The sequence below is a fragment of the Xanthocytophaga flava genome (assembly GCF_030068545.1).
GTDB classification, from domain to species: domain Bacteria; phylum Bacteroidota; class Bacteroidia; order Cytophagales; family 172606-1; genus Xanthocytophaga; species Xanthocytophaga flava.
In genome coordinates, this window is the sequence record NZ_JASJOR010000002.1 from 79,209 (window position 1) to 105,752 (window position 26,544).

General features: G+C 40.0%; 22 protein-coding genes. 19 read left to right on the top strand and 3 right to left on the bottom strand.

Features of this window, described 5'->3' with window-relative positions; genetic code table 11:
- Window positions 1-177 precede the first annotated feature (177 nt).
- Window positions 178-864: a hypothetical protein gene (locus QNI15_RS03085; protein WP_314000707.1), complete on the bottom strand. Its 687-nt coding sequence runs from the start codon at window positions 862-864 to the stop codon at window positions 178-180.
- A gap of 275 nt (window positions 865-1,139) precedes the next feature.
- Between QNI15_RS03085 and QNI15_RS03090 the strand changes: the two genes are divergently transcribed.
- The 14 genes from QNI15_RS03090 (at window position 1,140) to QNI15_RS03155 (ending at window position 18,324) form a co-directional block, all read left to right on the top strand.
- A complete protein-coding gene (locus QNI15_RS03090; protein ID WP_314030455.1) occupies window positions 1,140-2,513 on the top strand; it encodes a HAMP domain-containing sensor histidine kinase in 1,374 nt (457 codons plus the stop codon).
- Between the two features lie 108 nt (window positions 2,514-2,621).
- Window positions 2,622-2,852: a hypothetical protein gene (locus QNI15_RS03095; protein WP_314000711.1), complete on the top strand. Its 231-nt coding sequence runs from the start codon at window positions 2,622-2,624 to the stop codon at window positions 2,850-2,852.
- A 114-nt stretch (window positions 2,853-2,966) separates the two neighbouring features.
- Window positions 2,967-3,647, top strand: a complete 681-nt coding sequence (locus QNI15_RS03100; protein ID WP_313982264.1) for a response regulator transcription factor — start codon at window positions 2,967-2,969, stop codon at window positions 3,645-3,647.
- 95 nt (window positions 3,648-3,742) lie between these two features.
- A complete protein-coding gene (locus QNI15_RS03105; RefSeq protein ID WP_314000713.1) occupies window positions 3,743-4,117 on the top strand; it encodes a hypothetical protein in 375 nt (124 codons plus the stop codon).
- A gap of 144 nt (window positions 4,118-4,261) precedes the next feature.
- A complete protein-coding gene (locus tag QNI15_RS03110) occupies window positions 4,262-4,444 on the top strand; it encodes a hypothetical protein (RefSeq protein WP_313982263.1) in 183 nt (60 codons plus the stop codon).
- A 423-nt stretch (window positions 4,445-4,867) separates the two neighbouring features.
- Entirely contained in the window at window positions 4,868-7,858 is a 2,991-nt protein-coding gene (locus tag QNI15_RS03115; protein ID WP_314030457.1) for a DUF4132 domain-containing protein, read from the top strand.
- 193 nt (window positions 7,859-8,051) lie between these two features.
- Window positions 8,052-8,690 carry a hypothetical protein gene (locus QNI15_RS03120; protein WP_314000717.1) on the top strand — a complete coding sequence of 213 codons (639 nt, stop codon included), beginning with the start codon at window positions 8,052-8,054 and terminating at the stop codon, window positions 8,688-8,690.
- Between the two features lie 138 nt (window positions 8,691-8,828).
- Window positions 8,829-10,220, top strand: coding sequence for a hypothetical protein (locus tag QNI15_RS03125; RefSeq protein WP_314000719.1), 1,392 nt, complete (start codon window positions 8,829-8,831; stop codon window positions 10,218-10,220).
- A gap of 338 nt (window positions 10,221-10,558) precedes the next feature.
- The gene (locus tag QNI15_RS03130; protein WP_314000721.1) at window positions 10,559-11,359 is read left to right on the top strand and encodes a lipoyl domain-containing protein; all 801 of its coding nucleotides are present in this window, start codon (window positions 10,559-10,561) and stop codon (window positions 11,357-11,359) included.
- Window positions 11,360-11,415: 56 nt separating this feature from the next.
- Entirely contained in the window at window positions 11,416-14,424 is a 3,009-nt protein-coding gene (locus QNI15_RS03135) for a DUF4132 domain-containing protein (protein ID WP_314000723.1), read from the top strand.
- Window positions 14,425-14,478: 54 nt separating this feature from the next.
- Entirely contained in the window at window positions 14,479-15,564 is a 1,086-nt protein-coding gene (locus tag QNI15_RS03140; RefSeq protein ID WP_314000725.1) for an ATP-dependent DNA ligase, read from the top strand.
- A gap of 49 nt (window positions 15,565-15,613) precedes the next feature.
- Entirely contained in the window at window positions 15,614-17,197 is a 1,584-nt protein-coding gene (locus tag QNI15_RS03145) for a WGR domain-containing protein (RefSeq protein WP_314030459.1), read from the top strand.
- A gap of 5 nt (window positions 17,198-17,202) precedes the next feature.
- Complete coding sequence (locus QNI15_RS03150) at window positions 17,203-17,796, top strand: DUF6892 domain-containing protein (RefSeq protein WP_314030461.1); 594 nt, start codon at window positions 17,203-17,205, stop codon at window positions 17,794-17,796.
- Between the two features lie 21 nt (window positions 17,797-17,817).
- Window positions 17,818-18,324, top strand: coding sequence for a hypothetical protein (locus tag QNI15_RS03155; protein WP_314030463.1), 507 nt, complete (start codon window positions 17,818-17,820; stop codon window positions 18,322-18,324).
- 347 nt (window positions 18,325-18,671) lie between these two features.
- Here QNI15_RS03155 and QNI15_RS03160 read toward each other — a convergent pair whose 3' ends face one another.
- Window positions 18,672-19,631, bottom strand: coding sequence for an IS5 family transposase (locus tag QNI15_RS03160; RefSeq protein ID WP_314030464.1), 960 nt, complete (start codon window positions 19,629-19,631; stop codon window positions 18,672-18,674).
- Window positions 19,632-19,831: 200 nt separating this feature from the next.
- On the opposite strand from QNI15_RS03160, the gene QNI15_RS03165 reads away from it, so the two are divergent.
- Window positions 19,832-20,023 carry a cold-shock protein gene (locus tag QNI15_RS03165; protein WP_313982249.1) on the top strand — a complete coding sequence of 64 codons (192 nt, stop codon included), beginning with the start codon at window positions 19,832-19,834 and terminating at the stop codon, window positions 20,021-20,023.
- A gap of 504 nt (window positions 20,024-20,527) precedes the next feature.
- Window positions 20,528-20,719, top strand: coding sequence for a cold-shock protein (locus tag QNI15_RS03170; protein ID WP_313982248.1), 192 nt, complete (start codon window positions 20,528-20,530; stop codon window positions 20,717-20,719).
- 415 nt (window positions 20,720-21,134) lie between these two features.
- Here QNI15_RS03170 and tkt read toward each other — a convergent pair whose 3' ends face one another.
- A complete protein-coding gene (gene tkt / locus QNI15_RS03175) occupies window positions 21,135-23,195 on the bottom strand; it encodes a transketolase (protein WP_314030465.1) in 2,061 nt (686 codons plus the stop codon).
- 605 nt (window positions 23,196-23,800) lie between these two features.
- Here tkt and QNI15_RS03180 point away from each other — a divergent pair.
- The 3 genes from QNI15_RS03180 to QNI15_RS03190 all read left to right on the top strand — a co-directional run bounded on the left by QNI15_RS03180 (window position 23,801) and on the right by QNI15_RS03190 (window position 26,158).
- A complete protein-coding gene (locus QNI15_RS03180; protein ID WP_314030467.1) occupies window positions 23,801-24,586 on the top strand; it encodes a serine hydrolase domain-containing protein in 786 nt (261 codons plus the stop codon).
- Window positions 24,587-24,589: 3 nt separating this feature from the next.
- Window positions 24,590-24,901, top strand: a complete 312-nt coding sequence (locus QNI15_RS03185; protein WP_314000735.1) for a hypothetical protein — start codon at window positions 24,590-24,592, stop codon at window positions 24,899-24,901.
- Window positions 24,902-25,468: 567 nt separating this feature from the next.
- Window positions 25,469-26,158, top strand: a complete 690-nt coding sequence (locus QNI15_RS03190) for a hypothetical protein (protein WP_314030469.1) — start codon at window positions 25,469-25,471, stop codon at window positions 26,156-26,158.
- Window positions 26,159-26,544 lie beyond the last annotated feature (386 nt).

Here is a 26,544-nt window from a genome sequence, read left to right on the forward strand (position 1 = left end):
GCAGCTTATCAACAATAAGCTAGTAATCAAATATTGAAATGAATGAATTTTCATATGCTTAAAAAATAAAACCAATAAACGGAAATAGAAGATATAGAGGGAGCCAAGAATCTTTCTGCAGCACTTAATTCTGTGTTAATTAATCTGTTACAAAAACTCCTGTACAAAAGCTATCGTCTAGCTGTTATGTTTTTCCAGCCAGTTGTGGCAACGGGCAGTATAGTCTTTTAGTTGCGTAGTGCTTATCTTGTCCCCCTTTTGTAATCTGGCTTCAAGGTTTTCACCATCCTTGAGTAAAGCCTCTCCTTCCTGTTTAAGAGACGAAGTATCCTTGTTGACTCTCTGTCTCAAGTGTGCTACAGCAACGGTAAGCAATCGGGCTGTCGAATTTTGTTTTTCAGGAACAAAGGTCTCCTCTACGGCAAAGAACAAATTATGTGTCACAGTATTCTGAGCCTGTGCAACAGCATTTTGCAATGGTCCTATATTTGTCAGCTTTCCAGCTTCAATTTGTTCCTTCAGTTTTTCGAGCGTTTGAATGGCACTTTGTACAGCTTGTTTGCCCTGTCCGGTATACCTGGCCGTTTCTTCCTTCAGCGCCAGTATTCCTTCCTGAATCTGTGTAGCTGCCCCTTGTGTATTTTTATGACTGAAATCATCCAGTGCTGTCATCAGATGCACATCTGAAGGACGTTCATCAACGGCCATAACCTGCGTTTGCAGTTCATCCATCGGAATGGCTCCGGTGGTATCTATTACTTCTTTAGAAGCTGTATTTCCCCGACTTTCCTGTTTTTTCTGTTCACAGGCAGAAGTTACCAGCAAACCTGCCAGCAATACTTCACAAAGAATAGTGCTTTTCATATCTGATAAAAAATAAGGTTGTGTTTAGTAAGAGCGTTTAGCATCACAAACAAAGGATGCCAAACATATCTGATTCCTTCCAGTAGGAGATAGTCTGTTTGGATACACCTTTCAGAAATCTCCCGTTTGATAAAGCTAAGTTGGGTCTGGTGTCTCAAATTCTGATTGAACCCAGATTAAAATGCAATTAATTTTGAGAAAGAGAAGAATCTCAGGAAAGTACAAAACGAACTATATGCTACATTACGCCGCCATCTATTATCTGAAGCTATAGTATGCGTATAGTTGAAAAACACTCGTTAAGCATGTCATTGTTACTGATTACAGGCTTGGTCCTTTTTTCAGTAAACATTTACTGGTTTTATTCGAACTACCGGGAAGATGAATTCTATCATCGGTTACGTCAGGCTGCACTGAACATGGAACAACTTATTTTTACCAAAGGAAGCAGCAAAGAACAGCTCCGTTTACTGGAAGCCTTACAGGATGACCCTTACAGCAAACGACAGATCATTATCTATGACTCTATTGGAACCATACTTTTCCGATCAACAGGTGCAGTGGCGCATCTGAATGAAGCCTACCAGAAACAGGTTTTAAAGAAGGAAGTTGAATTTCGAAAAGATGGCTATGAACATACCTTATTTGTAAGCAGGAATAATCCTTCCCGAAAACTTCTTATTCTGGAAGCAGCCGGATATGATCTGGGAGGCTTTAATAAACAGAAAAAACTACGAACTACTCTTATTCTTGGCTCTCTGATTCTGATTGCATTACAAGGGCTAGCCACCTGGTATTTCATGCGACGTGACCTACTTCCACTGAGTCGTATTGCCAGTCAGATGAAGCAAATTTCGGGGCCTACCTTTCATCAGCGATTGTCAGAATCCAATCTCAACAATGAAATCGGACAGATGTCTCATGCTTTTAACGAACTACTGGATAGAGTAGAGAAAGCATATCAACAACAATTTAATTTTATCTCCTATGCTAGTCACGAACTACGCACTCCACTGGCTATCCTACTCAGCAATTCACAGGTAACGTTGTTTAAAGAACGAACTACAGAAGAATATGTACAAACCCTGAAATCGTTTCAGGATGATGTAAACCAGATGATACTTCTGGTCAATAGTCTCTTGGAACTGGCCCGACTCAATGCAGATGCCCAGTCTGTCTCTTTTTCCTGCCTGCGCTTGGATGAACAACTTTGGGCAGCGTCCGATTTGCTTAAGGAGAATCACCCCGACTATCAGATTCATATTGACTTTGCCACAATAGGCGATACTGATGAGGCAATGCTGGTCATGGGCAATGCCCGTCTATTGATGCTGGTATTTAAAAACCTTATGGAAAACGCCTGCAAGTACAGTAGCAATAAAAAGGTGGTTGTAAACATACAGGCTGGTCAGCAACAGGTGTTGGTAAATGTTTGTGATGAAGGTATAGGTATGTCTGCTGCAGAACTGGAACATATCTTTGACGCATTTTACCGCAATGGTCAACACAGTAAAATTGCAGGATATGGCATTGGTCTACCCCTGGCAAAACGTATTCTGGAGATCCACAGAGGAAGCATTGTGGTACAATCTGTAAAAGACAAAGGATCTGTATTTACAGTTACTCTCCCTACCTGGAAAGAAGATTAATGTCTTTTTAATCTGAATTTAAAATCATTTTTAGAAGGTAGAAGTAGTTTTATCACAGAATGTCAGACAAACGTTCTGACACGATTCACTCACACTTATCCTTTTCTTATGAAAAAGAGATTCATGCTGGCTACTCTGGTAGCTGCTCTGTTCAGTGGCGTTATGTTTGCGCAAACTACCCCTGCGAAAAACAGTAAGCAGGAGAAGAAAGAGAACATGGCTACAAATCAAGGCAATAAGGCCGAAAAAAATATGGGACACACAGAGAAAAGCACTGTACATAAAGAATACCACAAAACCTCTGTACACAAGAAGACAGATCATGCAAAAAAACAGTAATGCATCTGTAACACAGTATGAAAATATACAGAGAACTCTCTGCTGATATAGACATTTAATTGGTTCAGACGAAAACAGGAAAATGTCTTGTTTTCGTCTCTAAAATGAAAAGCTATGAAAATTCTGATAGTTGAGGATGAAGTGCGCCTGGCAACATTCATTCAGAAAGGATTGGAAGAAAATGCACATCTGGTTGACATTGCCAACGATGGGGAAGCAGGGCTACAATTGGCATTTGGCAATGAATATGATGTAATTGTAGCAGATGTCAATATGCCTAAACTGAATGGCTATGCTATGACTCAGGCACTGCGTAATGAAAACCAGCAAACTCCTATTCTGATGCTCACTGCTATGGGTAGTCTGGCAGATAAAGCAACTGGATACGCAGCTGGCATCGATGACTTTCTGGTTAAACCGTTCCAGTTTGAAGAACTCCTTATGCGCCTGACAGCTCTGCATCGCCGTAGCTCCTTCAACCAGCTTCAGAGTCGGAAAAATCTGTTAAAGGTTGCCGATCTGGAAATGGATCTGACAAGTCGTATAGTGCAACGAGGAGGCAAATATATTGCATTAACGGCCAAAGAATATATGTTACTGGAATACCTGATGCGCAACCGCAACCGGATTGTATCACGTATAGATATTGCCGATCGGGTTTGGGATGCCAATATGGACCCTGCCAGCAATACGATTGACACCTATATCAATTTCCTGCGTAAAAAAATTGACCACGGACAGCAACATAAGCTAATACATACCATTATTGGAATGGGATACAGTATACAGGAATAAACTGTGCTCAGAAACGGGTTCTATTGTTAACTTTAATCGCAGCAGTAAAGTTGCATATATTGTATCTTTGTGTGTCCGCTCAACAGATGTTTTATATGCTTATTGACATAGAGAAACCATTCATCAACCTGGAAATAATACTAACAGATCTTCAGGGAGCTTTTCCAGAGTATGTATTTACACTAAGACAAGGGAGCTGGGAACAATTTATTGAATTACAATTGTCCAGGTTTAGTAGTATAACTATCTGGTACAGCCCCCGAGAAAAAGCAATCGAATTATCTGATAACATTCCGATCCCTCTACTCAGAAAAAAATCAAGAGAACGAAGAAGGCAATCGATTATCATCGAGTGGAACCCAAGAGGAAATGGTTTATCTATACGTCCTTTACTCCTTTCTATACATTCCCTTGAGCGGTCAAAAGTAAAAAATCAGCTAAAAAACTTTCTTCAGACTCAATATGGGTAGTTATCAGGTATAGATACTTTATCTCCTAATCACCTCTTTCAACAACAAATCCTGGTATCGAGAAAACATGTCCTACCAGTTAACCTTCCAATGCAAATTTCCGTTTAAAGACATGTTCTGCTTCCATTCCGGAAAAACAAAAATGTGCAGAAGAGTATAATCGTATCAGGTATAGCAGCCCTGCATGATCTGATGCTGATAATAGAGTCAGAGGTTTGTTTTATGCATCTTCCACAAAGTTGGAAGATACTGTTTCAGAACGAGACAGAACCATTGTACTTTATTTTACATCGTATTGCTCAGTATACTTATGTTCCGGATTTTTAACATACGAGTCTGTAAAGCTACTCTTCTCTTTATTATACAGACAAACAGGATTTCTATTGTACTCTTTCAGAATAGATTTACAGAGTTATTAAACATACTAGGTCCATCTGTAATTACTCTCCCGAAGATCAGTCCATCAGAGAAAAATAAATTCTATGTATCTATGTCTGTCACATAACACAGTAAGCATTGGTATATACAAATATTAACTACCTGCCATACAGCAGTTTCCTGCGTAATAAGTGATATTAAATTTTGTATCATTATATATTTCAATTAATATCACTCACTTTAACACCAAAAATTATTTTATTATTTATTTTAAAAATATTTTTATAATTAAAACCCATTATATAATATTGTCGCACCGATTACTATACCCTATTTTTATATCTATTCAATACATTACACTCTTTCATTTTTATGGCGCTCACAACTCAACAGGTCGAGGCATTTTTTAGCGACTGTCGTGCAAAAGATGCTCAGCAGAAAAACTCATTTATCAATGATGCTGACTATATCAAACACATGCAGGAAGTAGAAGACTTTATCCTGGGAAAAACAACCACCATGCCTAATATGCGCAATGTAGGTTGGAACTTTTACTCCTGGGGACTTCGTGACCTTCCTAACCTGATACCTGTTGCTCAATCCTGGGGTATATATGAAGAACGGATTCTATCCTTTGTCTTTCACAAAAATAACAAAGATCTATCCTGGTGGATGGAATACTGGATGCGTGATCAGATTGCTCAATCAGGCGAGTTTGATGTAATGGCACAACTAGCACCTATCCTGAAAAAATCAGGCATGAAGGACAAAGATATTCTGATGTTTGGCATGGATAATTATGATGATCCGTATTTTCTCTATGAAGAGGGTGCTAACGATACCGAAAATCCACAAACAGACAAGCCATCATCCTTCGGAAAATATGTCCTATCCTTTTTGCCTCAACAAGCACGTTTGGTGATGGATGCCAATGCAGAAGAAGACAACAGCCGATTTGAACTATGCCGTCTTCTGTATTATCACCACCGCGAAACACTCAATGAATATGTAGATGAATTTATCGTACCCAAAAGCGGGTATCACCACAATGGCCTTGACAGCGATGTAGTCAACTTCTTATTGGAAAAAGATGCTCCTTTCTTTGAGAAAGAAATAAGTAAAGCAATAGAAAAGCAGATCAAGCAACAACAAATTGACCCAATTGATGTATACTCAAACTGGAAAAAACTGGACAAGGCATTTCCTGGTAAATATGAGTCTCAACTAACAAAGTTTTATAAAGACTACCTGGATCAGTTTGAAACAGGAGCCACTAAAGGCACCTGGGGGTATAGCGATGAATACTCTTGGGACGATAATCAACGTAAGTACCTGACAGTGTTGTCATTTGAAGACATGCTGGAGCGTGATCCTGTTGCCGCACAGGCACGACTAGTTCCTTTTATAAAAAACTCCCCTTTTCTGGTACCTGACTTCCTGACATTTCTGGATGAAAAGTTTGGTGCGGATGCTTTAAAATATTGGCCTGATACTCTCAGTAAAAACCCAAAAGATGTAGGAAATGAATATTTCAAAACATTGTTTGAGATCATAGAGAAATATGACTTCTCATCTATTGAAGATAGCCTGTGGGATTTAACCAAAACCAAATCCAAACGAATACGCTTCATGCTTGCTACAGTGTTAAGCAAGCTGGGAGACAAAGCTATAGCCCGGTCAAAAGACCTGCTTAACGCCAAAACAGCCGACACTCGTCAAACAGCAGCTCTGATCCTTGCCAAAATCAATACAGAAGAATCTATTGCTATTCTGTCTGCAGCATTTAACTCTGAGAAAAACGATGATGCCCGTGATGTAATGCTTGAATCACTGGCAAACAAGCTTTATGGCGAAGCAAACGACAAGCTGTTGGCAGATATGATAGAATTTGCCAAACAACGTGGCAAAATTTCTGAATCACCCATTAGTTGGATAAAACCAGATGCACTACCAACACTTTACAAAACTGACGGTACAGCAGTAACTACTGATGAGGTAATATTCCTGCTGTATCGTATGAGCCGTGCCAAAGGTATTCGTCCTGATCTGGAAGCAAAAGTGTTGCTTTCACTGATAGATAGAAGCAAATCCGGAGACTTTGCTAAAAAACTATTCAAACTTTACATCGACAATGGTGCTGATGCCAAACAAAAATATTGTCTCACACTGGCAGGGCTCCTGGGAGATGACGAAACGGTAAATCTGTTGCGTAATCAGGTAAATACCTGGGTAGATAACTCAAGAGGTAAAATGGCTGAATACGCTGTAGGAGCTCTGGCAATGATTGGCAGCAACAAAGCCCTACGGACAGTAGAATTCTTTAGCCGTAAATACCAGAATAAAAACAGCAATGTAGGAAGTGCAGCCCATGCCGCACTGGAAGAAGCCGCCGAAGAACTAGGCATGGATATGAACGAACTGGCCGACAGCATTATCCCAGACTTCGATTTTGATGGTATGTTCAAAACCTTCACTGTCAATGATTCTGAATACCGTGCCTTTATTGATGTCAACTTTAAAATGGCATTCCTGGATGAAGATGGCAAAAAACTAAAGTCAGCCCCTAAAGGAACAGCTAAAGAAGTTCAGGATGAGTTTAAACTAATCACCAAAGAAGTTCGTGATGTAGTAAAATCGCAATCACCTCGCCTGGAGCAATATATGGTAACCGGACGCAGATGGGAACTGGAAGCATGGCAGAAGTTCTTTTTGAGCAACCCAATTATGTTTGTCTATGCTACCCGTCTGGTGTGGGGTGCATTTGATGCAAACGGACAATTACTCACCACCTTCTGGTGTGCAGAAGATACCAGTCTGATGAGTCTGGAAGATGAGGAAGTAGAACTATCGGAAGAAACGGCTACCATTGGTATGATACATCCGCTGATGATCACTCCAGAAGAACGGGAAGCATGGAATCAGAAGTTTTTTGACCTGCATATCGAGCCTATTTTCCCTCAGATGCAACGGGAAGTTATTACAATTGATGAAAAAGAAAAAGCAGCTGTAGAATCCAGTACATTCTCAGGCAAAAAAATCGAACAGGGAGCTCTTTATCTGGCCAAGACACTGGAAAAACTCGGCTGGCGTCGTGCAGAAGTAAGTGATGGTGGCTATGTACCAGCTTACGAAAAAGCATTCCCTCACCTACGGGTACGTGCAAAAATTGAAACAGAAGGCATTACAGTAGGCTACTATGATGAGGATGCCTATCTGGGCCGATTACATTTTGAATCCTATGCATCTGAAAATTATGGAAACAAACTAGCTTTTGGCAACATTCCAGGCATTGTATATTCAGAGGTAATGGCAGACCTGCGCAAAATTCTACCTCCGGCAGAGAGCAAAGAAGGCAAGGAGTAACATCTGTTATCTTATTGAGAGAACTTTTCGCTTTTATTATTTCTAAAGGATTCTTTCCTACTGTCCTCCAGGAGTGACTTTCCCACTACAGCGGGAAGCACATTCTGGAGAACAGTAAAAACGATATTTTTTCTGAAGCCAATAGAGTTAGGAGGATGTTTACTCCTGAAGCTATTGTTATTCCTCCAAAGCTATGAAACATAAACTACCAGCTATAGAAAGTAAAGCAAATACCCACTACAAATCAATACTTAGTACTACACTCATAAAAAATACATCTATGTCAGAACTCAGTTCCTTGCTGGCAAAAATCAGTATCACACAGGAAAACCTGAATAAATTCCTGGCAGCCCCAGTAGCGACATTCGAAAGCCAGCCAGGCTGGAAAGAATGGTGGGATAGCCGTGAAATGTATGGAAAATCTGAGTTTACAACTGATCTTCTGGACGCTTATAATGAAGAGAGTACCAATCAGGGAATTGTTACTGACTGGATAGAATACAAGCCATCTGTTACCCATTCAGAATACAATCCACACACACAGACCTGGTACTTCTCTATCTTTCAATTTTCTGAAAACTATCAGGAGATGATCCCTGTACTAGGATTTCTGCGTAGTATAGAAACCTACAAGAACCTGGATGACTCTGACTTTGTCATTGTCTATCCTTTTGTCTGGGGTGATGATACAGTACAGGCTTACATCCGGTTTAAAGACAATGAAAGCTACTTTGCAGATAAAACCGATCAGCAACACCAAAGACTAGCTTCACTCTATCTGGATAAAATCTGGAAGGACCTTGAAACCAAATACAACAATGAGCCTGATTAACACAAAGCCATCTGTTATCAGAGTTATCCAGGAACAATCTTTATATTCCCTATACATCAGCAAACCAGCTAAGGTATCACCGAAATAAAATCATCGGATTTCTCCTTTCCAAATCACCTGTACAACGAACTTACAACTATGCAAACAGAATTTGCCTCTATCATAGAAGCCTCACAGCGCTGGATCAATGAAGGAAAGTCTTTTAAGGACAAACTCAATAACTGGCTTGACGAAATATACATTGACAAAGTAAAACCAGATACTCCGTGCCCGGAAGACACACGGAAAGATATGACGGCCTTTGTGATGGATCAGATTTATTACCATAATGAAGATGGGGAATTTGATAAACTCCGTCAGTTATTTCCTCCGGACAACGATCCCATAGACTGGACTGGAATCACGGAATGTGTATCTCAAGTGATTATATTACCTGATATGCGGTTGGTAACTACAATAGGTGATTGGTACGAGCCAAGACGGGTCTACCTCATTTCTGAAAACACCTTTGAATTGCAGCCTGATGTATTGATGATTGGGAAATCATTCGATAAAAAATACATTGCCCGGGTATATGCTGACTACATTGAAGTAACTGAAGGATGGGATGGCCACAGTATTAAAACGTTTGCCTCACCCTCTACTTATGGATTGAAGGGTCCAAAAGATGGGTTATCGAATCTCAACTTTACAGAATTTGGGATTCAGCAGATAGTAGTTTTTCCTAACGGGCAACGGGTTGCAATAGCCACTTCCAAAGGTATTTTTGTATTGGAGGAACAAACATCACACTTCATTGAAACGGAAGAGAACTCTTCCCATACTCACAGAGAAGAATTTACATTTCGGTATGACTACCCACATGTAGATGTTTCTCCGGATGGAAAATATATGATAACAGGTACTCAATCCTCTCCTCATCTGCTATTTGAAGAGATTAATGGACAATGGACAACTATCGCTACTGTAGAGCCTCGTTCATCCTATCCAAATCTGGCACGTTTCAATACAACTATTGAGGAAGAGCCAGATACTGAAAACTCAGGTCCACAAGTTTTATTGTGTTCCTGCCATATCTCAAGAAGTGCATCTATTGCGCTTCCACTTGCCAATCTTACTCCCAACTTTTACGCATCCGGTTATAACGCTGACCCTACCCTCAATTACATAGACGACCGTAAATGGGTATTCTCTGCAGGACTTTACCAGTGGGGATATGCATTGGGCTGTAACGATGGGTATATGTGGTTCAGAGACTATTATGGCAACCTATATGGCTATTTGCATATAGGAGGAACCGTTATGGACATCGACTATTCTCCAGACAGAACCAAAATGGTAGTAGCCAGCTATATCGGACAGATAACAGTATACGATTGTACCGAACTCTTCCACGAAAACGAAGACCTGTTCCGGGATGAAACCAACCGCCAGGAAAGACGTAAAGACGACTTCGCCATCACCAACACCTGCTACAAAGACATCAAACGCTACCTGTTCTGGAAAGAAAACCCACCCCTTGTCTGGTAAGATAATGATAGACATTTTGTCCTCCCTCTGGAGAGCACTCCCTTTTTGTCCTCCTGAAAAGGACCTTGTGACAAATAGAGTGATCTCTGAGTGAAAAAACAGATTCCAAAAGTAAAGGCTGCCGGCCTTGTCACTAGATTCTTTCAGAAGGACAGGAAAGAAAAAAATCTTTGAGGGATTGAATGAAGAACAAATAAATAAACCCAGAAAAGTAGTAGCAATACGACAGATAAATATAACCTAACTTCTTACATTCAAACACAACAATACCATATTTTGAATAATTATGCACAACCAGATACAATAGAAATGCCCCCAATGATCTTTCAACCACCACTATGAAAAACTTTCACAAAGAACATATAGAAGCAGTAAACCACTTTAAAACCGAAGCCAGAAAAGCCTTTGCTCACATCTGCCTCAACTTCGGTTTTAAAGAAGCAGACTACTCACTGCAAGAATACCAGAATCCCTTTCAAATCCAGTTTGAATCTCCTCAGATTCGGATTTTAGCAGAAGGCATTCACTGGGGAATGAATGCAAACGTATGTATAGGCAAAAATATCTCAGAAACAGAGTGGTTCAACATTGGATATATCTGCAGGCAACGTATACCCACAGTACCTATAACAGGAAGTCAGACTGAACAACTTTATGGGTGTGCGTACTATCTGGAAAATTACGCAGCTGATATACTGAATGGCGACTACATTTTTCTTGACCAGTTGGCATTAAAACGTAAACAGGAAAAAGAAGAAGCTGAAAAAGCGCGTCAGACAGCTATAGAACAAAAACTAATGGCAGGTTATATACCTATACATAACCCGTATGGAGACCCTATCCTGCGAAAACCTCGGTTGAATCTGCACTCCTATGAAATAGCCCGTTTGAAGTTTCCACAAGCCATACCTATCTATCCGGAAAATCCTTCAGAACCGGGCTATAAAGCAATCATTGACAAATGGTTTAAAGATATTGGAGAGCATGTAGAAGAAACCGAACTTCTGTGCGAACTATCCACAGACAAAGTAATGATAGAAATTCGGTCGGCAGCAACAGGTAAACTGGTATGGTTACTTCCCGAGGGTACTATTGCTCAGTCAGATCAATGCATAGCGCTTATAGCAGGCAACCTGTAAAATATACAAACTCCGTCATTTATTTTTTACTATACCAATCAGCACTACATTCCATTATGGCATTTACCCAGCAGCAACTTGAGCAGACAGCAAATCAGGTTCGTCATCAAATACAGACTTATCCCTATACAAGCGATCAAACAAAACAATATCTCTATCCAATCCTTCAGGAAGTTATAGATTATCTCTCGGGGAAAACCACACAGGTTCCAGACGTAAATACAGGTAATAGTGGTGAAGTCTGGTACTTCAGACAGTTTGACGCACTGCTTTCCCCTGTTAATCAGTTGGAAGACTTAGAACATCTGGATGAACAAGACAAACGTATATTTACAGCACTTCAGACATCACCTGTACTACCAGAACTAATCGAACCGCTTCTGAGAAAAATAGCAGATGCTATTATTTCCACGGAGGATGATACTCTGCTTATCAAATATGCCACAAAACTTCGAGAGGCCAGTATTACAGACAAAGGTATCATCGATTCACTAGCCAATGCATGTTATGGTACAGGTACTGCCTACTACAATTATTTTTATCGTGCACCAATCATTTTAAGTAATGCAGCAGGCAAATACATAGCATCCCTATTCAAAGACTATAAAGATGTGATCGTTGAGGCATTCATTACTTACCATAACAGTGATGACTGGAGTAAGAAACTTGTGAACTATCTGGCTAGAAATACAGACTATAATCTAACAGATTTTATTTATCATCAACGTGGCACCACTACGTATCTGAATTTGGCCAATGCGGTATCCATAGCAGACTATAATGCCCCACTGCACGAAAGTGAACTGCTAAATGCCTATAAAAAAGGCACTCCTTATGTTACTGAACTCAGTCTAAAATATCTTATCCTGCGTGGATTAGCCAATGCACTCCCTGAAAAATACCGGGCTGAACAACTCAATGAAGCTCATCACTATTTGAAACAGATCAATCAACATATTCAACAGAGCAAAGGAACCTATTGGGGGTATAGAGATGCCTGTCACTGGGGTTTTGATGAGAATGGCAAAGAAGCTGCACATGTGCTCAGTGCTGTTATACTAGATGATATTTTTCAGCATGACACTGCCAATGCCCGGCAAACTGCTGTAGATCTGCTAACAACAATAGCCATTGGCTATATTGAACCTAAGGCACTATCTGTGATTGATAAACATCTCGGCAAAGAGGGTATAGATGTATTGGCACTGGGATTACTTACTGATAAAGGTGATGGTAAAACATTAAAAAAATTGCTTGAATTGCTAGGTCAGTATGACTATTCCCAACATCGGAACAAAGTATGGAACCTGACCAAAGACAAGTCCAAAGCCATCCGTATGATTGCGACTACTGAACTGGCTAAACTGGGTGAAGCAGCCTTAGATAAATGTCAGGAATTGCTGAACGCTAAATCGGCGGATGTGCGACAAACAGTAGCGATGATTCTTTCCCGTATCAAAACCCCTGAAGCGGAGAAGATTCTGCTGGATACTGTCAACTCTGAGAAAAACGATGATGCCCGCGATGTGATGCTTGAGGCATTAGGTGAAAGGCGGTATCAGAACATCACAGATGCTCAACTAGCTGAGTTGATAGCAGGAGCCCAAAAACGAGGTAAACTAGATGCACCGCTTGTTCCCTGGTTAAAAGTGGATGATCTTCCAACAATTCAGTTTACAGAAGGAAGGACATTGACCCCAGACGAGGTGTTGTTTTTACTTTATCGTATGAGTCGTGCGAAAGAGATTCGTACAGATATAGAAGCCAGACCTCTGCTTCTACGCATTGACAGAAAAAATAATGGTGCATTTGCCAAAAAGCTGTTCACACTCTTTATTGATAACGGTGGTGATGCCAAACAGAAATACTGTCTCACACTAGCAGGCCTGCTGGGCGATGATAGTCTGATAGATGTGATTCGTACACAAATCAATAAATGGGTAGAAACCAGCAGGGGTAAAATGGCCGAATATGGCGTTGTTGCATTAGCACTGATTGGCAGTAACAAAGCGCTACGAACAGTAGAATTCTTTAGCCGCAAATACAAAAACAAAAATGGAAATGTCGGAGCAGCTGCGCTGAATGCCTTACAGGTAGCCGCAGAGGAACTGAACATGGATATGAACGAACTGGCCGACAGCATTATACCAGATTTTGGGTTTGAGAACATGTATAAAACCTTCAAAGTTGGACAAGATGAATACAGAGCTTTTGTCAATAAAGACTTTAAACTAGCCTTCTTAAACGAAGACGGTAAACTGCTCAAGTCAGCACCGAAGGGAACAGATAAAGAATTACTCGAAGAGTTTAAAGAAATAGGCAAGGAGATTCGGGATGTAGTTAAGTCACAATCAGGCCGTATGGAACTGTATCTGGTGATTCAACGGAGATGGCAACCCGAAAAATGGCAGAAGTTCTTTGTAGGTAATCCAATCATGTTTGTATATGCTACCCATCTGCTCTGGGGTATCTTTGATTCAGATGGGACATTGATACAACCTTTTTATTGTGCCGAAGATACCACCTTACTCTCTCTCGATGATCAGGAAGTTATGTTACCAGAAGACAAAGTGATTGGCATGGTGCATCCGATCAGCCTGTCAGAAGAAGAAAAAACTGCCTGGATTCAGAAGTTTTTTGATCTGGGAATTGAAACAATCTTTCCTCAGTTGCAACGACCAATTATCTCTCTGAAAGAAAAGGACAAAACGTCTACAGAGATAGAAACCTTTGCAGGTAAAACAGGAAATGCCAACAAAGTAAAAGGAACATTCAAACGACTGGGTTGGATTACTTGGGAGCTTGGTGATCATGGGGACATCTATTCCTTATCTAAACTCTTCCATGAACTAGGCATTCAGGCGATTGTCGAAACATCCGGTGAGCTATTTGTGGGATACGAAGATAGTGGAGAAGCTGAATTTGGCAATCTCTATTTCCTGAAACTTTCAGACAAATGGCATGAAGAACCTCATATACCGTTAGGACAGGTCCCTCCTATTGTGTACTCAGAAGTACTCAGCGAACTAGAGCAGATTGTACCAAAAGAAGAGGTGGCTCAATAAAAATTTAAGTAACTCAATTCGAAATACTACACCATTCTATCCTACTAAAAAATTATGCAGTCTATTTCACTTCATTATCGGGAGGGTTCTTCTGACAAAATATATCAGGTTACACTAGAACCAGATGGCACAGGCTATCTGGTTAATTTTGCCTTTGGACGACGAGGCACTACACTTCAAACAGGAACCAAAACTCAAACACCTGTAGATTTGCCTGCTGCCCAGAAGATCTTTGACAAACTAGTCAAGGAAAAAACTGCCAAAGGATATAAAGAGATAATCGATGCTGGTGACCTTTCAGCGCCTGTAGCAGCCTACCAACGCACCGACCGTGAACAAAATGATACAGGAATTTATTGTCAGTTACTAAACTCTATTGAGATAGAGGATGTAGACAGATATATACAAGATGACTTGTACCTGGCACAGGAGAAACACGATGGCAAACGATTACTGCTTGCCAAACGCAATGGAGAACTGATTGCCATTAACCGAAAAGGATTATCTGTTGGCTTTCCGGCAGTATTTCAAGGCTTGCTATCTCACCCAACAGACTTTATCCTGGATGGAGAAGCCATTGGGGAAACGTTTTATGCCTTTGACTTACTGGAACTCAATAACGAAGATATTCGTCCTCTGCCACTCTCCAGTCGATTGGAAAAACTAACAACCTTGCAAAGAGCTTTACAGGCTCCATTCCTGGTTGAAACAGCTTCTGCTCAGGATCTGGCCTCTAAGAAAAGTCTGTATGAGAAATTGCATACACAGAAAAAAGAAGGTATTATTTTCAAGCTAAAATCATCCGTCTACACTCCTGGTAGACCAGCATCCGGAGGGACACAACTCAAGCATAAGTTTTATGCAACGGCGTCATTTGTAGTCGCAGCAGTCAATAATAAACGCAGTGTAGCCCTGGGCTTGTACAAAGAGGGTACACTGGTAAAAGCAGGAAACGTAACCATTTCGATCAATTTTGATATTCCCGAGGAAGGTGATATTGTAGAAGTACGCTATCTGTATGCATTCAAAGAGTCAGGCTCTGTATATCAGCCCGTTTATCTGGGTAAGCGTGTTGATCTGGACTATGATGATTGTATCGTTTCTCAGCTCAAGTACAAAGCGGATCAGGAAGAGGAGTAAAATACAGAGGTCGTTTCTACTATTTCAATATCGATAAACATTTTTTAGTATGATTGCCTATCTGGAATTGCCAGAACACACAAAATTTTACGAGATCCGACAACTTGCCAACATCCTTACGACCATCAGTGGTCGCATTGGAACACGGGGCCGAGCTACTGTTAAACAGTTCACTGATGAGAAAACCACATTGGCACAGTTTGAAAAAATCCGCCAGAAAAAGATAAAGGAAGGATATCAACTTCGGGACTTTCCTTTCCCTTTCTTTGGTGCTGGGTATGGGCGTTATTTTGAATGGGCAGAGATACTGGTACGTTTTGTGACTCAACCAACCTACGAACAAATAGAAAAGATCATTCAGTTGGCTCCTGCACCAATCAAACCTACCAAAGACGACTTTACCGGACGGATGTTACATGCTGCCAGTGAACAGTTTGTGAATCTATATATTCAGGCAGCATACGAAGGATCACCGTTCAAAATAGAAGATATTACTCCAGGAAAAGCAATACCTTATACTGACAAAAGTGATCTATATTCAGCTACTCCACATGCATTGGATGCTTTTGAACAGGACATTGAAGGCTGGTTGCTTGAAATTCAACAGTTTTGTCCCATTGAGTTTGTTTTCAGGCGGGAAGATTGGGAAGCGGGTGGTACTAACTTATCTGCCTGGCATCGGATTAGTTTGGAATCTATTCCTGAACTGCTTGAGCAATGGCAACAAGACCCGAATACCTACACCCAGTCTGATAAAGAAAAGAATCTGTTTAAGCATGCAGTTTCAGGTATCTTTAACTTTGGGGATGTAGAACCTGACACACCTTCTGAAAGGTTTATCGATCATATCTTTCCTGATGTAAAGTTGAAATGGTTATTTGCAAACGAAGATCTTTCGGAAGCAATTGCCTATTATCAGCAACACAAAGAAAATGAAGGTATCCTTAAGGCTTGCAAGGAGGTACTGGAAAATCTGATTGAAGAAAAGAATTACGCAAAAGTCAATCAACTAGCCGACCAGATGTTGGATACGATCATAACAGATTATCACTTTATAACATCCAAGGTTGGAAAGATTTTATATGCAGCACTGAAAGTAAATAATCAAGAATTAATTGATCATCTGATACAACGACTCTCCAATCAGGAATCAGCCCAATTATCTCCTGGTTTCCATACTTTTAGTGGCGACTGTATATCCTGTGACGTGATGAATAATATTGGTGGATTTGCATTCACCCTACACGCATCTAACTACATAGAGGCACAACGTATGTATGAGATTGCACTGGACATCCAGCCCCCTCAACCTTGTACAAAGCGTCTGGAAATGTTCTGTAATGCCTTATGGGTATTGCAAAACGACAATACCGGCTTGCCTGTCAACAATGAGTTAAATGAGAAGTTTCTAGCCAAATGTCTGCCATATGGCCCTCAAAATCCAGCTATCTTTTTCAATGCAGCCTGTTTGTATGTAGAAATGAATCAACTGGAGAAAGCAACTGAGTGTGTACAACACGCCATTGATCACCAGTATAACAACATCAAAAGTATGAAAAACGAGATACAGACCCTTGCCATGTTTGCGGAGTTTCGCGACTATCCCCCTTTGAAATCACTGTTACAGATATAAATATCATGTTTACAGACAGAAACCTGCAACTGGTTATAGTAGATGAATCCATTTCTCTGGGAGAACAATATGGATTTGGCTGGGATAAAGACTTCGATCAGTTTTGCCAGCAGAATTTTGGCAAGCTGATCGAACTGAACTACGAGGTTAATAGAGATATACTACAGTTCTTTCTGAGCCTGCAAATCCCTAAAAAAGATTTAGAGGCAATAAAATATCTATGTCTGGATGGAGATCATGCCACCTATAGTTACCTCTCTCTGGATATAAAACCTCAGTTGGATGAACTGGAAATTCATTCATTGGAGGGAATCGAAAATTGCAAAAACCTCAACAAGCTAAGTTTGGGTGCTATGGCAAGCAAAATTGATCTGCAGCCCTTGACACAGCTAACAAAGTTGAAAAAGCTCTCTATTGACTTTTATACAGCTACTCATTATCAGGCATTGCTTCATATACCTTCCCTTAAAAAGGTGGAGGTGTATAACTGGCAGTCCTTTACTCCTGAAGACAAAAAAGAACTGGCTGATGTTTTACAACAACTGGAAAGCCATTGTGAGTTACTTGTTTCACCAGACTGGAAAAATACTATTCGCTGAAAGAAAGAGTTCTTTAATCCTATGCAAATACAGGAAACTCCCGAATACCAACTCATTAAAACTCTATATGGAAACCGAAAAGCAACCAGAAGTCAGGTGCCGTTACTAAATCACATTGACGAAGGTCTACAGATTCTGGTATGGGAACAGGCAGAGCTAACTACTCAGCGTGCGTATTGTCTGCATCCGGTATTTCAGGGAGATGACTCATTACTGGAAAATTATACAAACGTTTCGTTAGATAATCTGGACAACAGAGCTATTCTGTTGGTAATGGAATACCGAAATATTGCCAATCAATACCTTTCTACCCGCATTATTACCCAGTTGGAAGAGATCCGACTGAGCCCGCTGAAGGAAGTGAATCAGATGCTGGTAGCGGATAAAATACAGAACCGAAAAGATTTTGAATGCTACCATCAGCATTCCCATATACGATCCAAGGAGCTAACAATTTACTTTGCCAACTGGCTAAGGCGACTTGGAATCAGCGAAGAAAAATACCACAACTATTGTCAAAAACTATAAACAAGCCAAAAGTAAGTTCCATATAGATATTCGTTTCTCTGAGTGAAAATCCCAGCAAGTAGCTAAAAGAATGGTTTCACACTTGTGACTACAAACATGTAAAACTCTAATCAGGAATTGTTTAGTAGTGTATCCATAGATTGATCTCTCAATTCCTTTCGCAAGCTACCTTCTGTCAATTTTACTTAAAAACCACCAAAGTAAATATCAACACATTTCTTACAGAACCAAAATACATAGACTGCCCTTACTCATACCACGAAACGACTTTGATAATTTATTCATCTATATCTTCTTTTGTGGCTATCTGTTTTTCAATAGTTATTAGAGGCTGTCTTAAAATAGTATTAGAGTCTTTTTAACATTAGATCGATAGCCGCAATGTAAATGAAATTTTCGCTGCTTTGGGTTGTCTTTTCATAGTCCTTATTGAGTCGTCTGTGAAAAGATAACCAGGCAAAAGTTCTTTCTACTACCCAGCGTCTGGGCAAAACTACAAAGCCGGATTGATCTTCATTTCGCTTAACCACCTGCCAGCTCCAATTCCAAACGTGTTTAACCCATTGGACCAGTTCATTTCCCTGATAACCTCCGTCAACCCAAACCAGTTTGATTCTTCGACACAGATTGGAAAGCCGCTTTGATGATTTGATCTTTTCAAGCAGTAGTTGAGCCCCTGCCTTTTCACTTGTATGTGCTCCTACCACAATGACAGCCAGTAATAAACCGACTGTATCCACGAGAATAAACCGTTTTCTGCCTTTTACCTTTTTGCCTGCATCATAACCTCTCTCCTCTCCGCCTATCTGGGTAGTTTTTACCGAACAGCTATCTAAACAGGCAGCAGAAGGTCTTTCTTTTCGTTTTTTTACCTTTTTTCTCACTTTCTTGACCAAGGCCACCTGGATCTTTTGCCAGATGCCTTCCCGGCTCCAACGCCAGAAATAGCTATATACGGTTTTGAAACAAGGATACTCTTTGGGCAACATCGCCCAACGGCAGCCACTACGTAACACATATAAGATTCCATTGATGATCAAGCGAAGATCGCTGGTTGGACGACCCACTTTACCTGTTTGGCCCACTTTACCTGTTTGTTTTTTAGGCAGTAAAGGTTCAAGATTTTTCCAGGCTTTTTCACTTAAATCACTACAATATACTTTCTGTCCACTTACCTTCTGTCCACTTACCTTCTGTTTGACTATTTGAGTGGATGCTTTCGATAAATCTGCCGACTTTGTGTCTGTGGTTTTTGATTGTGTTTTTTTGGTCGATTTCTTTTTTTGTTTTTTCTTTGATGAAGGCATTGGCTAGTTGTTTTTTTGGAGTTTGGTCACGACAAAAATTCAACTTTTTTCAATGCCTTTTTTTGTTTCTACCTATTTTAAGACAGCTTCTTAGAGCTAATGAATGAGAAATTATCTGATTTTTAAATTTTTATTCTGAAAGTCTTTTTATGCTCGATTCCTCTGTCTAACTTTATAAAATCACTTAAAAAATTAATTTAATGCAAGAAGGTACAGTAAAGTTTTTTAATGAAACAAAAGGCTTTGGATTCATTAAATCCAGCTCTTCCAATGAAGATATTTTTGTTCATGTGTCAGGCCTCATTGACAAAATCAAAGAGGGGGATCAGGTGACATTTGAAGTACAAAAAGGTAAGAAAGGTCTGAATGCTATTAATGTTCAGTTAGCCTAGTAGCATACTTTAATAATCCATTTATTTTGATCAGATGCTACATGAAGTACCCATAAATATGGCAGAGACAATGAACATTGGCAGCCATGTTTATGGGTAACAATCTTTTTTCCTTTCAAAAGGAAAACTCCCTTCTCATATAATAAGCTAGCGCGTGTAGGTGCTTGTCAGATATGCTCTGACTATCCTGTTTTACCTATAGGATACTAAAGCTTCTCTTATTATTTTCAATCAGAAAAATAACCGTATCATTTCTTAGGGTCATTCTGATAATTCAGGGGTATACATAAATAGGCTTTTCAGATCTTCTGAATCCTTATCAGCCTCAGTATAAAAACTAGCCTGGCCAGTGGATGTTTTCTTACAGATTAGTACTCTGACAATCAACCCGATTTCGAGAAGCAACAAACCATATTCACCTGATTATGAAATATTTATTGTATTATATTTTTTATTTTCATCAAATAGCTCTAACTTTATAAAATCACTTAAAAAATTAATTTAATGCAAGAAGGTACAGTAAAGTTTTTTAATGAAACAAAAGGCTTTGGATTCATTAAATCCAGCTCTTCCAATGAAGATATTTTTGTTCATGTGTCAGGCCTCATTGACGAAATCAAAGAAAACGATAAAGTTACCTTTGAAGTTGAGAAGGGCAAAAAAGGACTGAATGCAGTTAATGTTCAGTTGGCTTAATATATCTGGCATATATAATCCCTTTACACAAAAGTCTCTGTGAAAGAGACTTTTTTTGTTTATAGCAGTCGCAACTTTATCAATCTATGGTTTAGATTTAAAATGGAAAAGCATAAACTTCTTTTCCAGACTAATTATTTTCTTACACTAAGAATTATTCCCCATCAAACAACCATTCCCAAAGATTCATATTTACAAGGTTATTTATTGTGACTTGTGATTCAGATAAGTTGTTGCGTATATTTTATCTATAACGGGGCATAGTTTTATTCAATCACTAAGTTGTGGAATTCTGCTCAAAAAAGGCTATGCACAAATCTTACTCTTATAAGATGCAACGGATAACCCATTGACCATTATTTGATAGCAGGCCAATGGGTTGGTAGTCCGTAGTTTTCTTTTGCCAGGATACACTTTATTTGTGTGATGCTATTTCTTTCACCTGAGGCGTAATGTCTTCTCCAGCAAGTAATTGCCTTGCCTTCTCACAGATATTGTCTACTGTAAAGCCAAAAACTTTCATCAGGTCAGAGGCAGGGGCAGATTCCCCAAAACGATTGATCCCGATAATACCTCCTTCATCAGTAACGTATTTGTGCCATCCCAGTGGAGAACCTGCTTCAATGGCTATACGCTTACGCACTTCAGGTAGCAACACACTATTGCGATAGGTAGCCTCTTGTTTATCAAATAACTCCCACGAAGGCATGCTTACTACCCGAACGCGGACACCTTCACTGGTTAGCTTCTGCTGGGCTTCCAGAGCCAGTGATACTTCTGAGCCTGTTGCAATCAGAATCAGTTCAGGTGTTCCCTCTGCATCACTGAGTACATAGGCTCCCTTTTCCAGATTTTTTGCCGGAGCATATTTAGTTTGATCCAATACAGGCAATTTCTGGCGTGAAAGAATCAGCAGTACAGGGTCCTGTGTATGTTCAAGAGCTACTCTCCAGGCTTGTGCTGTTTCATTAGCATCTGCCGGACGCAGGACAATAATACCAGGAATTGAACGCAGAGAAATAAGCTGTTCTATTGGTTGGTGAGTTGTACCATCTTCTCCTAAACCAATGCTGTCATGAGTAAAAATGAAGATAGGGCGAAAACGCATAATGGAAGCCATCCGAATGGGTGGCCGCATATATTCTGAAAAGATCAGAAACGTAGCCCCAAAGGGAATAATACCACCAGTATGAGCTATGCCATTGATGATGGCGCCCATACTATGTTCCCGTACGCCAAAATGCAGGTTACGACCATGGTAACTACCAGCCTGAAAACTATCCGAGCCTTTGATAAATGTATCAGTAGAAGGGGACAAATCAGCCGCTCCACCCATAAGGGTTGGAAATATAGTACTCAAAGCATTGATAACTTTTCCCGACGCCGAACGGGTTGCCATGGAAGATTCTTTGGCAGGGTCAAAAACAGGTATTGACTCTTGCCATCCCTGTGGATAGTGAAACTGACGTAGATTCAAATATTCATCAGCCAGTTCAGGAAACTGCTTACGGTACTGATCAAATAGTTCTTTCCATATCTGGTGATGCTTTCTGCTCTGTGAAGCAGCTTGATTGTAATAGGTATATACTTGTTCAGGCACATAAAATTGTTTGTCCGGATCCCATCCCATATTTTGTTTCGTCAGACGGATTTCCTCTTCACCCAATGGTGAGCCATGTGCACCAGCTGTATCCACTTTGTTGGGACTACCATAAGCAATATGGGTACGAATTTTGATAATAGACGGACGGTTCTTTTCCTGAATGGCTGCGTCAATAGCTATCTGCAATGCTTTCAGGTCATTTCCATCTTCTAGTACCTGTACATGCCAGCCAAACCCTTCAAATCGTTTGACAATATCCTCACTAAAAGCCAGATTGGTATCACCTTCAATGGAAATGTGATTATCGTCATACAGATAAATCAGATTACCCAGTTGCAAATGACCAGCTAGTGAACCCGCTTCAGAGGAAATACCCTCCATCAGATCACCATCAGAACAAATAGCAAAAATGCGGTAATTGAACAGATCAAAACCAGGCTTGTTGTACCGGGAAGCCAGGAATTTCTGGGCGATAGCAAATCCGACTCCATTGGCAAATCCTTGACCCAGCGGGCCAGTAGTGATTTCAATTCCTGGCGTAATGTCTACTTCCGGATGGCCTGGAGTTTTGCTACCCAACTGACGAAACTGCTTCAGATCATCCAGCGACAGATCATAGCCGGTTAAATGCAGGATACTGTATTGCAACATAGAGGCATGTCCTGCAGAAAGAATGAACCGATCCCGGTTGGGCCAGTCAGGGTCCTGCGAATCGTAATGCATTATACGACTCCAGAGTACATGCGCCATAGGCGCTGCCCCCATGGGTGTTCCCGGGTGTCCCGAGTTTGCTTTCTGCACAGCATCTACTGATAGAAAGCGAATGGTGTTGATACACAAGGTATCTATGTCAGGAGTTTGTTCAGCTATCATACTGGTTTAAGGTGTTTGTGTTGTTTAGTAGACTATTAAAGAGATTGATGTGCGGGTAGAAGTTGAACTTACCAGTATAAACAAGCTGGCTAGTATGAATGCAAAGGCCTCCCGAAAACAGGAGGCTTTTACTGTTTTATGCTATTTATCAATTCTATCATATGAACTCTTATGATATAGGGTTTCACCAAAAAAGCATGCCTCATCAATAGGCTTCTCAGATATTTTTTATTAATTCCAGTATTCTTACTTATTAGTTACCCTAAAAATGTTTATTGGGTGTTGCCCTAAATAATAGATTCATGTATCTCTTTATTAGTGGATGTTTTCACTACTAGTAGAAACCACTTAGGATTTATCAGGATACTTTTAATAAATTCGGGTGATAAGTCTGAAAGTATAGGATTGGTGAAACAAAACTGTATTTTTATTGCCAAAATGGAGAAAAACACCTCTTTTAGATTCCTGACAGTCCTTATTCTTAATTCTATTCAATACTAAAAGTACATCCAACATTTGTTAAAATCCTATTCTTTTTTCTGCTCTTTCAAGCAGAATCAGCAGTCTTACTGGCACAAAATTATCGTGATTCCCTGGATCTGGCATTGACAAAATTAAGTGCGGAAGCTAAACTGCCAGGCGTGAGCGTGGTGATCGTAAATCAGGATAAAATTGTGTACAAAAAATCTCTTGGTTGGGCAAACAGGGAAAACAAGCAACCCTTTACGATAAATACGATTGAGAATATCGGTTCGGTTAGTAAAACCTTCATTGCTGTTGCCCTGATGAAAGCCATTGAAAAAGGATACTTTACCCTGGAGACTGACATCAATACCATACTTCCTTTCAAGGTAGCGAATCCTTCTTTTCCCAATCAGCCTATTCTGATTAAACATTTAGTTACGCATACCTCTGGTATTATAGATAATGATAGTATTTATCATCGTTCCTACCTGTTTAGGCACACTGCCACCATTGACCCTATCCTACAGACTTTCATGCACCAATATGGGTACGTAGGCGGTATACAGGATACAACTCTACAAAGTTTCCTGCAAAATTATCTTACTCCGAAAGGGACATTGTATACACAGAAGAACTTTTATCCTTCCTCACCAGGTACCCGGTCCAGTTACAGTAATATCGGCTCCGCATTACTGGCTTATCTGATTGAAGTCAAAGCCGGAATGTCCTTTGCCGACTTTACTCAGACCAACATTTTAAAACCTTTGCGTATGCATCACTCCAGCTGGTTTCTGGAAAAGCCTATACAGAACCAGCATGCCACCCCTTATTTTACTACTGAAATTGCCATTCCCTTTTACTCATTAATTACCTATCCGGATGGAGGCTTACGTACCTCAGCACAGGACTTGAGTAACTATGTATAGGAAATGATACGGGGTCTGGCAGGGCGCTCTACCTTGCTTGATAAAGACTCATACCATCTGATGTTCACTCCAGCCTTCTCAGCAGATCATTTGCCTGAAAACTTTAGTTTAAAAAACCGTAACAAGGGAGTATTGTGGAATCTGTATAACGATGGATTTATAGGACACGATGGGGACGATCCGGGAGTAAGTACCAATATCCTGTTTACGAAACAAATGGGCATTATTCTGATGAGCAATATCTACCTGGAAGACCGCAGCAAATTTCTAACTGTTTTGAAAAAATATGGTACAAAACTTATACAGAATAAGTAGTGCCATTTTTTCAAAAATTTTGCACCTACAATGATTGTCTGGATGCTTTAGCTATCGAAGCTGTTTAAACAAATTAGTAAAGGCTGCAAAGGCAGATAATAATAAAGTTCTTTAAGAACTAAAAACACATAGGCTGCGCCTTCGCCTATTTTCCGGTCCATAGCCGCTGGCTATGTTGCGATTGGTCTATAGGTAAATAACTCGGCTCGCTACAAAATCTTACCTTTCGCTGCTTTAAAATTTATTTAAACAGCTTCATCATTTGATTTAAGTAGCTGATCTGAAATCGTGCTAAATCAGGGCATATACTTTTGATTTTTTTGCTGATGTTGTCCAAAGCCTTAGCAAAACATTTATCTGAACTGTTATACATCTTGACTTCTAAACAAAAGATAGCTGCGGAGTATATGTGTTAAAGAGGCTATTAGCCAGACTACACGCCTACTTTTACTAAACCACATGATTACCAACCCCTTATCTTTTGCTACTAATAACAGAGATAGGGTTGTACCAGGAAGATTTAGTGGGTACACTCTTAAAAACACTATTTTTTAACACCACAAATCTATGCATAAAATTATTTTATCTGCTTGCCTGGTTTTATCTGCACTTACTCTTGCGAAAAGTCAGAGTAATTCAGTGCAGACTCCTGTGATCTATCTGATTTATCTCAAGAACGGAGGTCCATTTGACAAAGAATGCGGACTATCAATGAACAAGCCTGTCAAACAGGAAGACGCCGATGAAATTCTCAGAAGGCTGAACGAGTTTCAGAAATTGTGGGATACGGAAGGACCTGTATATCTGAAAACAGCACTCAATGAAATCCGACTTCCTTTCCCTTATAAGGAAATGCAGGCAACACTTACAGCCTGCGATTTTACAGCAATGAGCTCTCCGCTTATTATTCCTATGAAAAACTTTTTGTCTTCTGCTGAGAAACCCAGACCGCTATGGGCTTTTCCTGAAATACTTTTTCATGAGATCATGCATACCTACACTCGGTCTGTATATGAGGTATCTGCTATGCGCCAGAAGTATGCATCTGAACCTGCTGTGGTGCTCAATCACCTTCATGTGATGGCATTGGAAAAAATGGTTTTACTTAAAATGAATAAAACAGAGATATACTCATGGCTGGACAACCGATATCGGAATGGTATACCTGAATACAAGCGTGCCTGGGAAATTGTAAATGATATAGAAGGATATGAAACTTTTATCAAGGAATTAAAAACACAACAATCCAGGAAATAATATTCCGATACAGTTGGTAGCTGTATTACAAAAGATTTGTAGTGTTATTTGCTAGTACTAACTGACCAGTGTGTTTGCTACATCTGAGGATATGTCTGCTATTTATCAAATTTAAGAGGAGATTGTATTTTTCTGGAACACCCCATTTTCCGAATCAGTAGAAAGATATTCAGTTGTTAAGACAGACTTAATACTACCCTATCAGAAATGACAGGCCTGGGAGCTTTTCGTTTCAGCTTGTCGTCTAAAGGTATCTGAAAATATCTTTGCACAAAGGCTTGAGTTTCTCCCCGATTCTCTCAAAATTGTCCACACTATTGTGTAAACAGCAAATCCTAATACAGTGAGGTAGTTTAAACAAAGTCTGCCATTGCAGCTTTATAAAT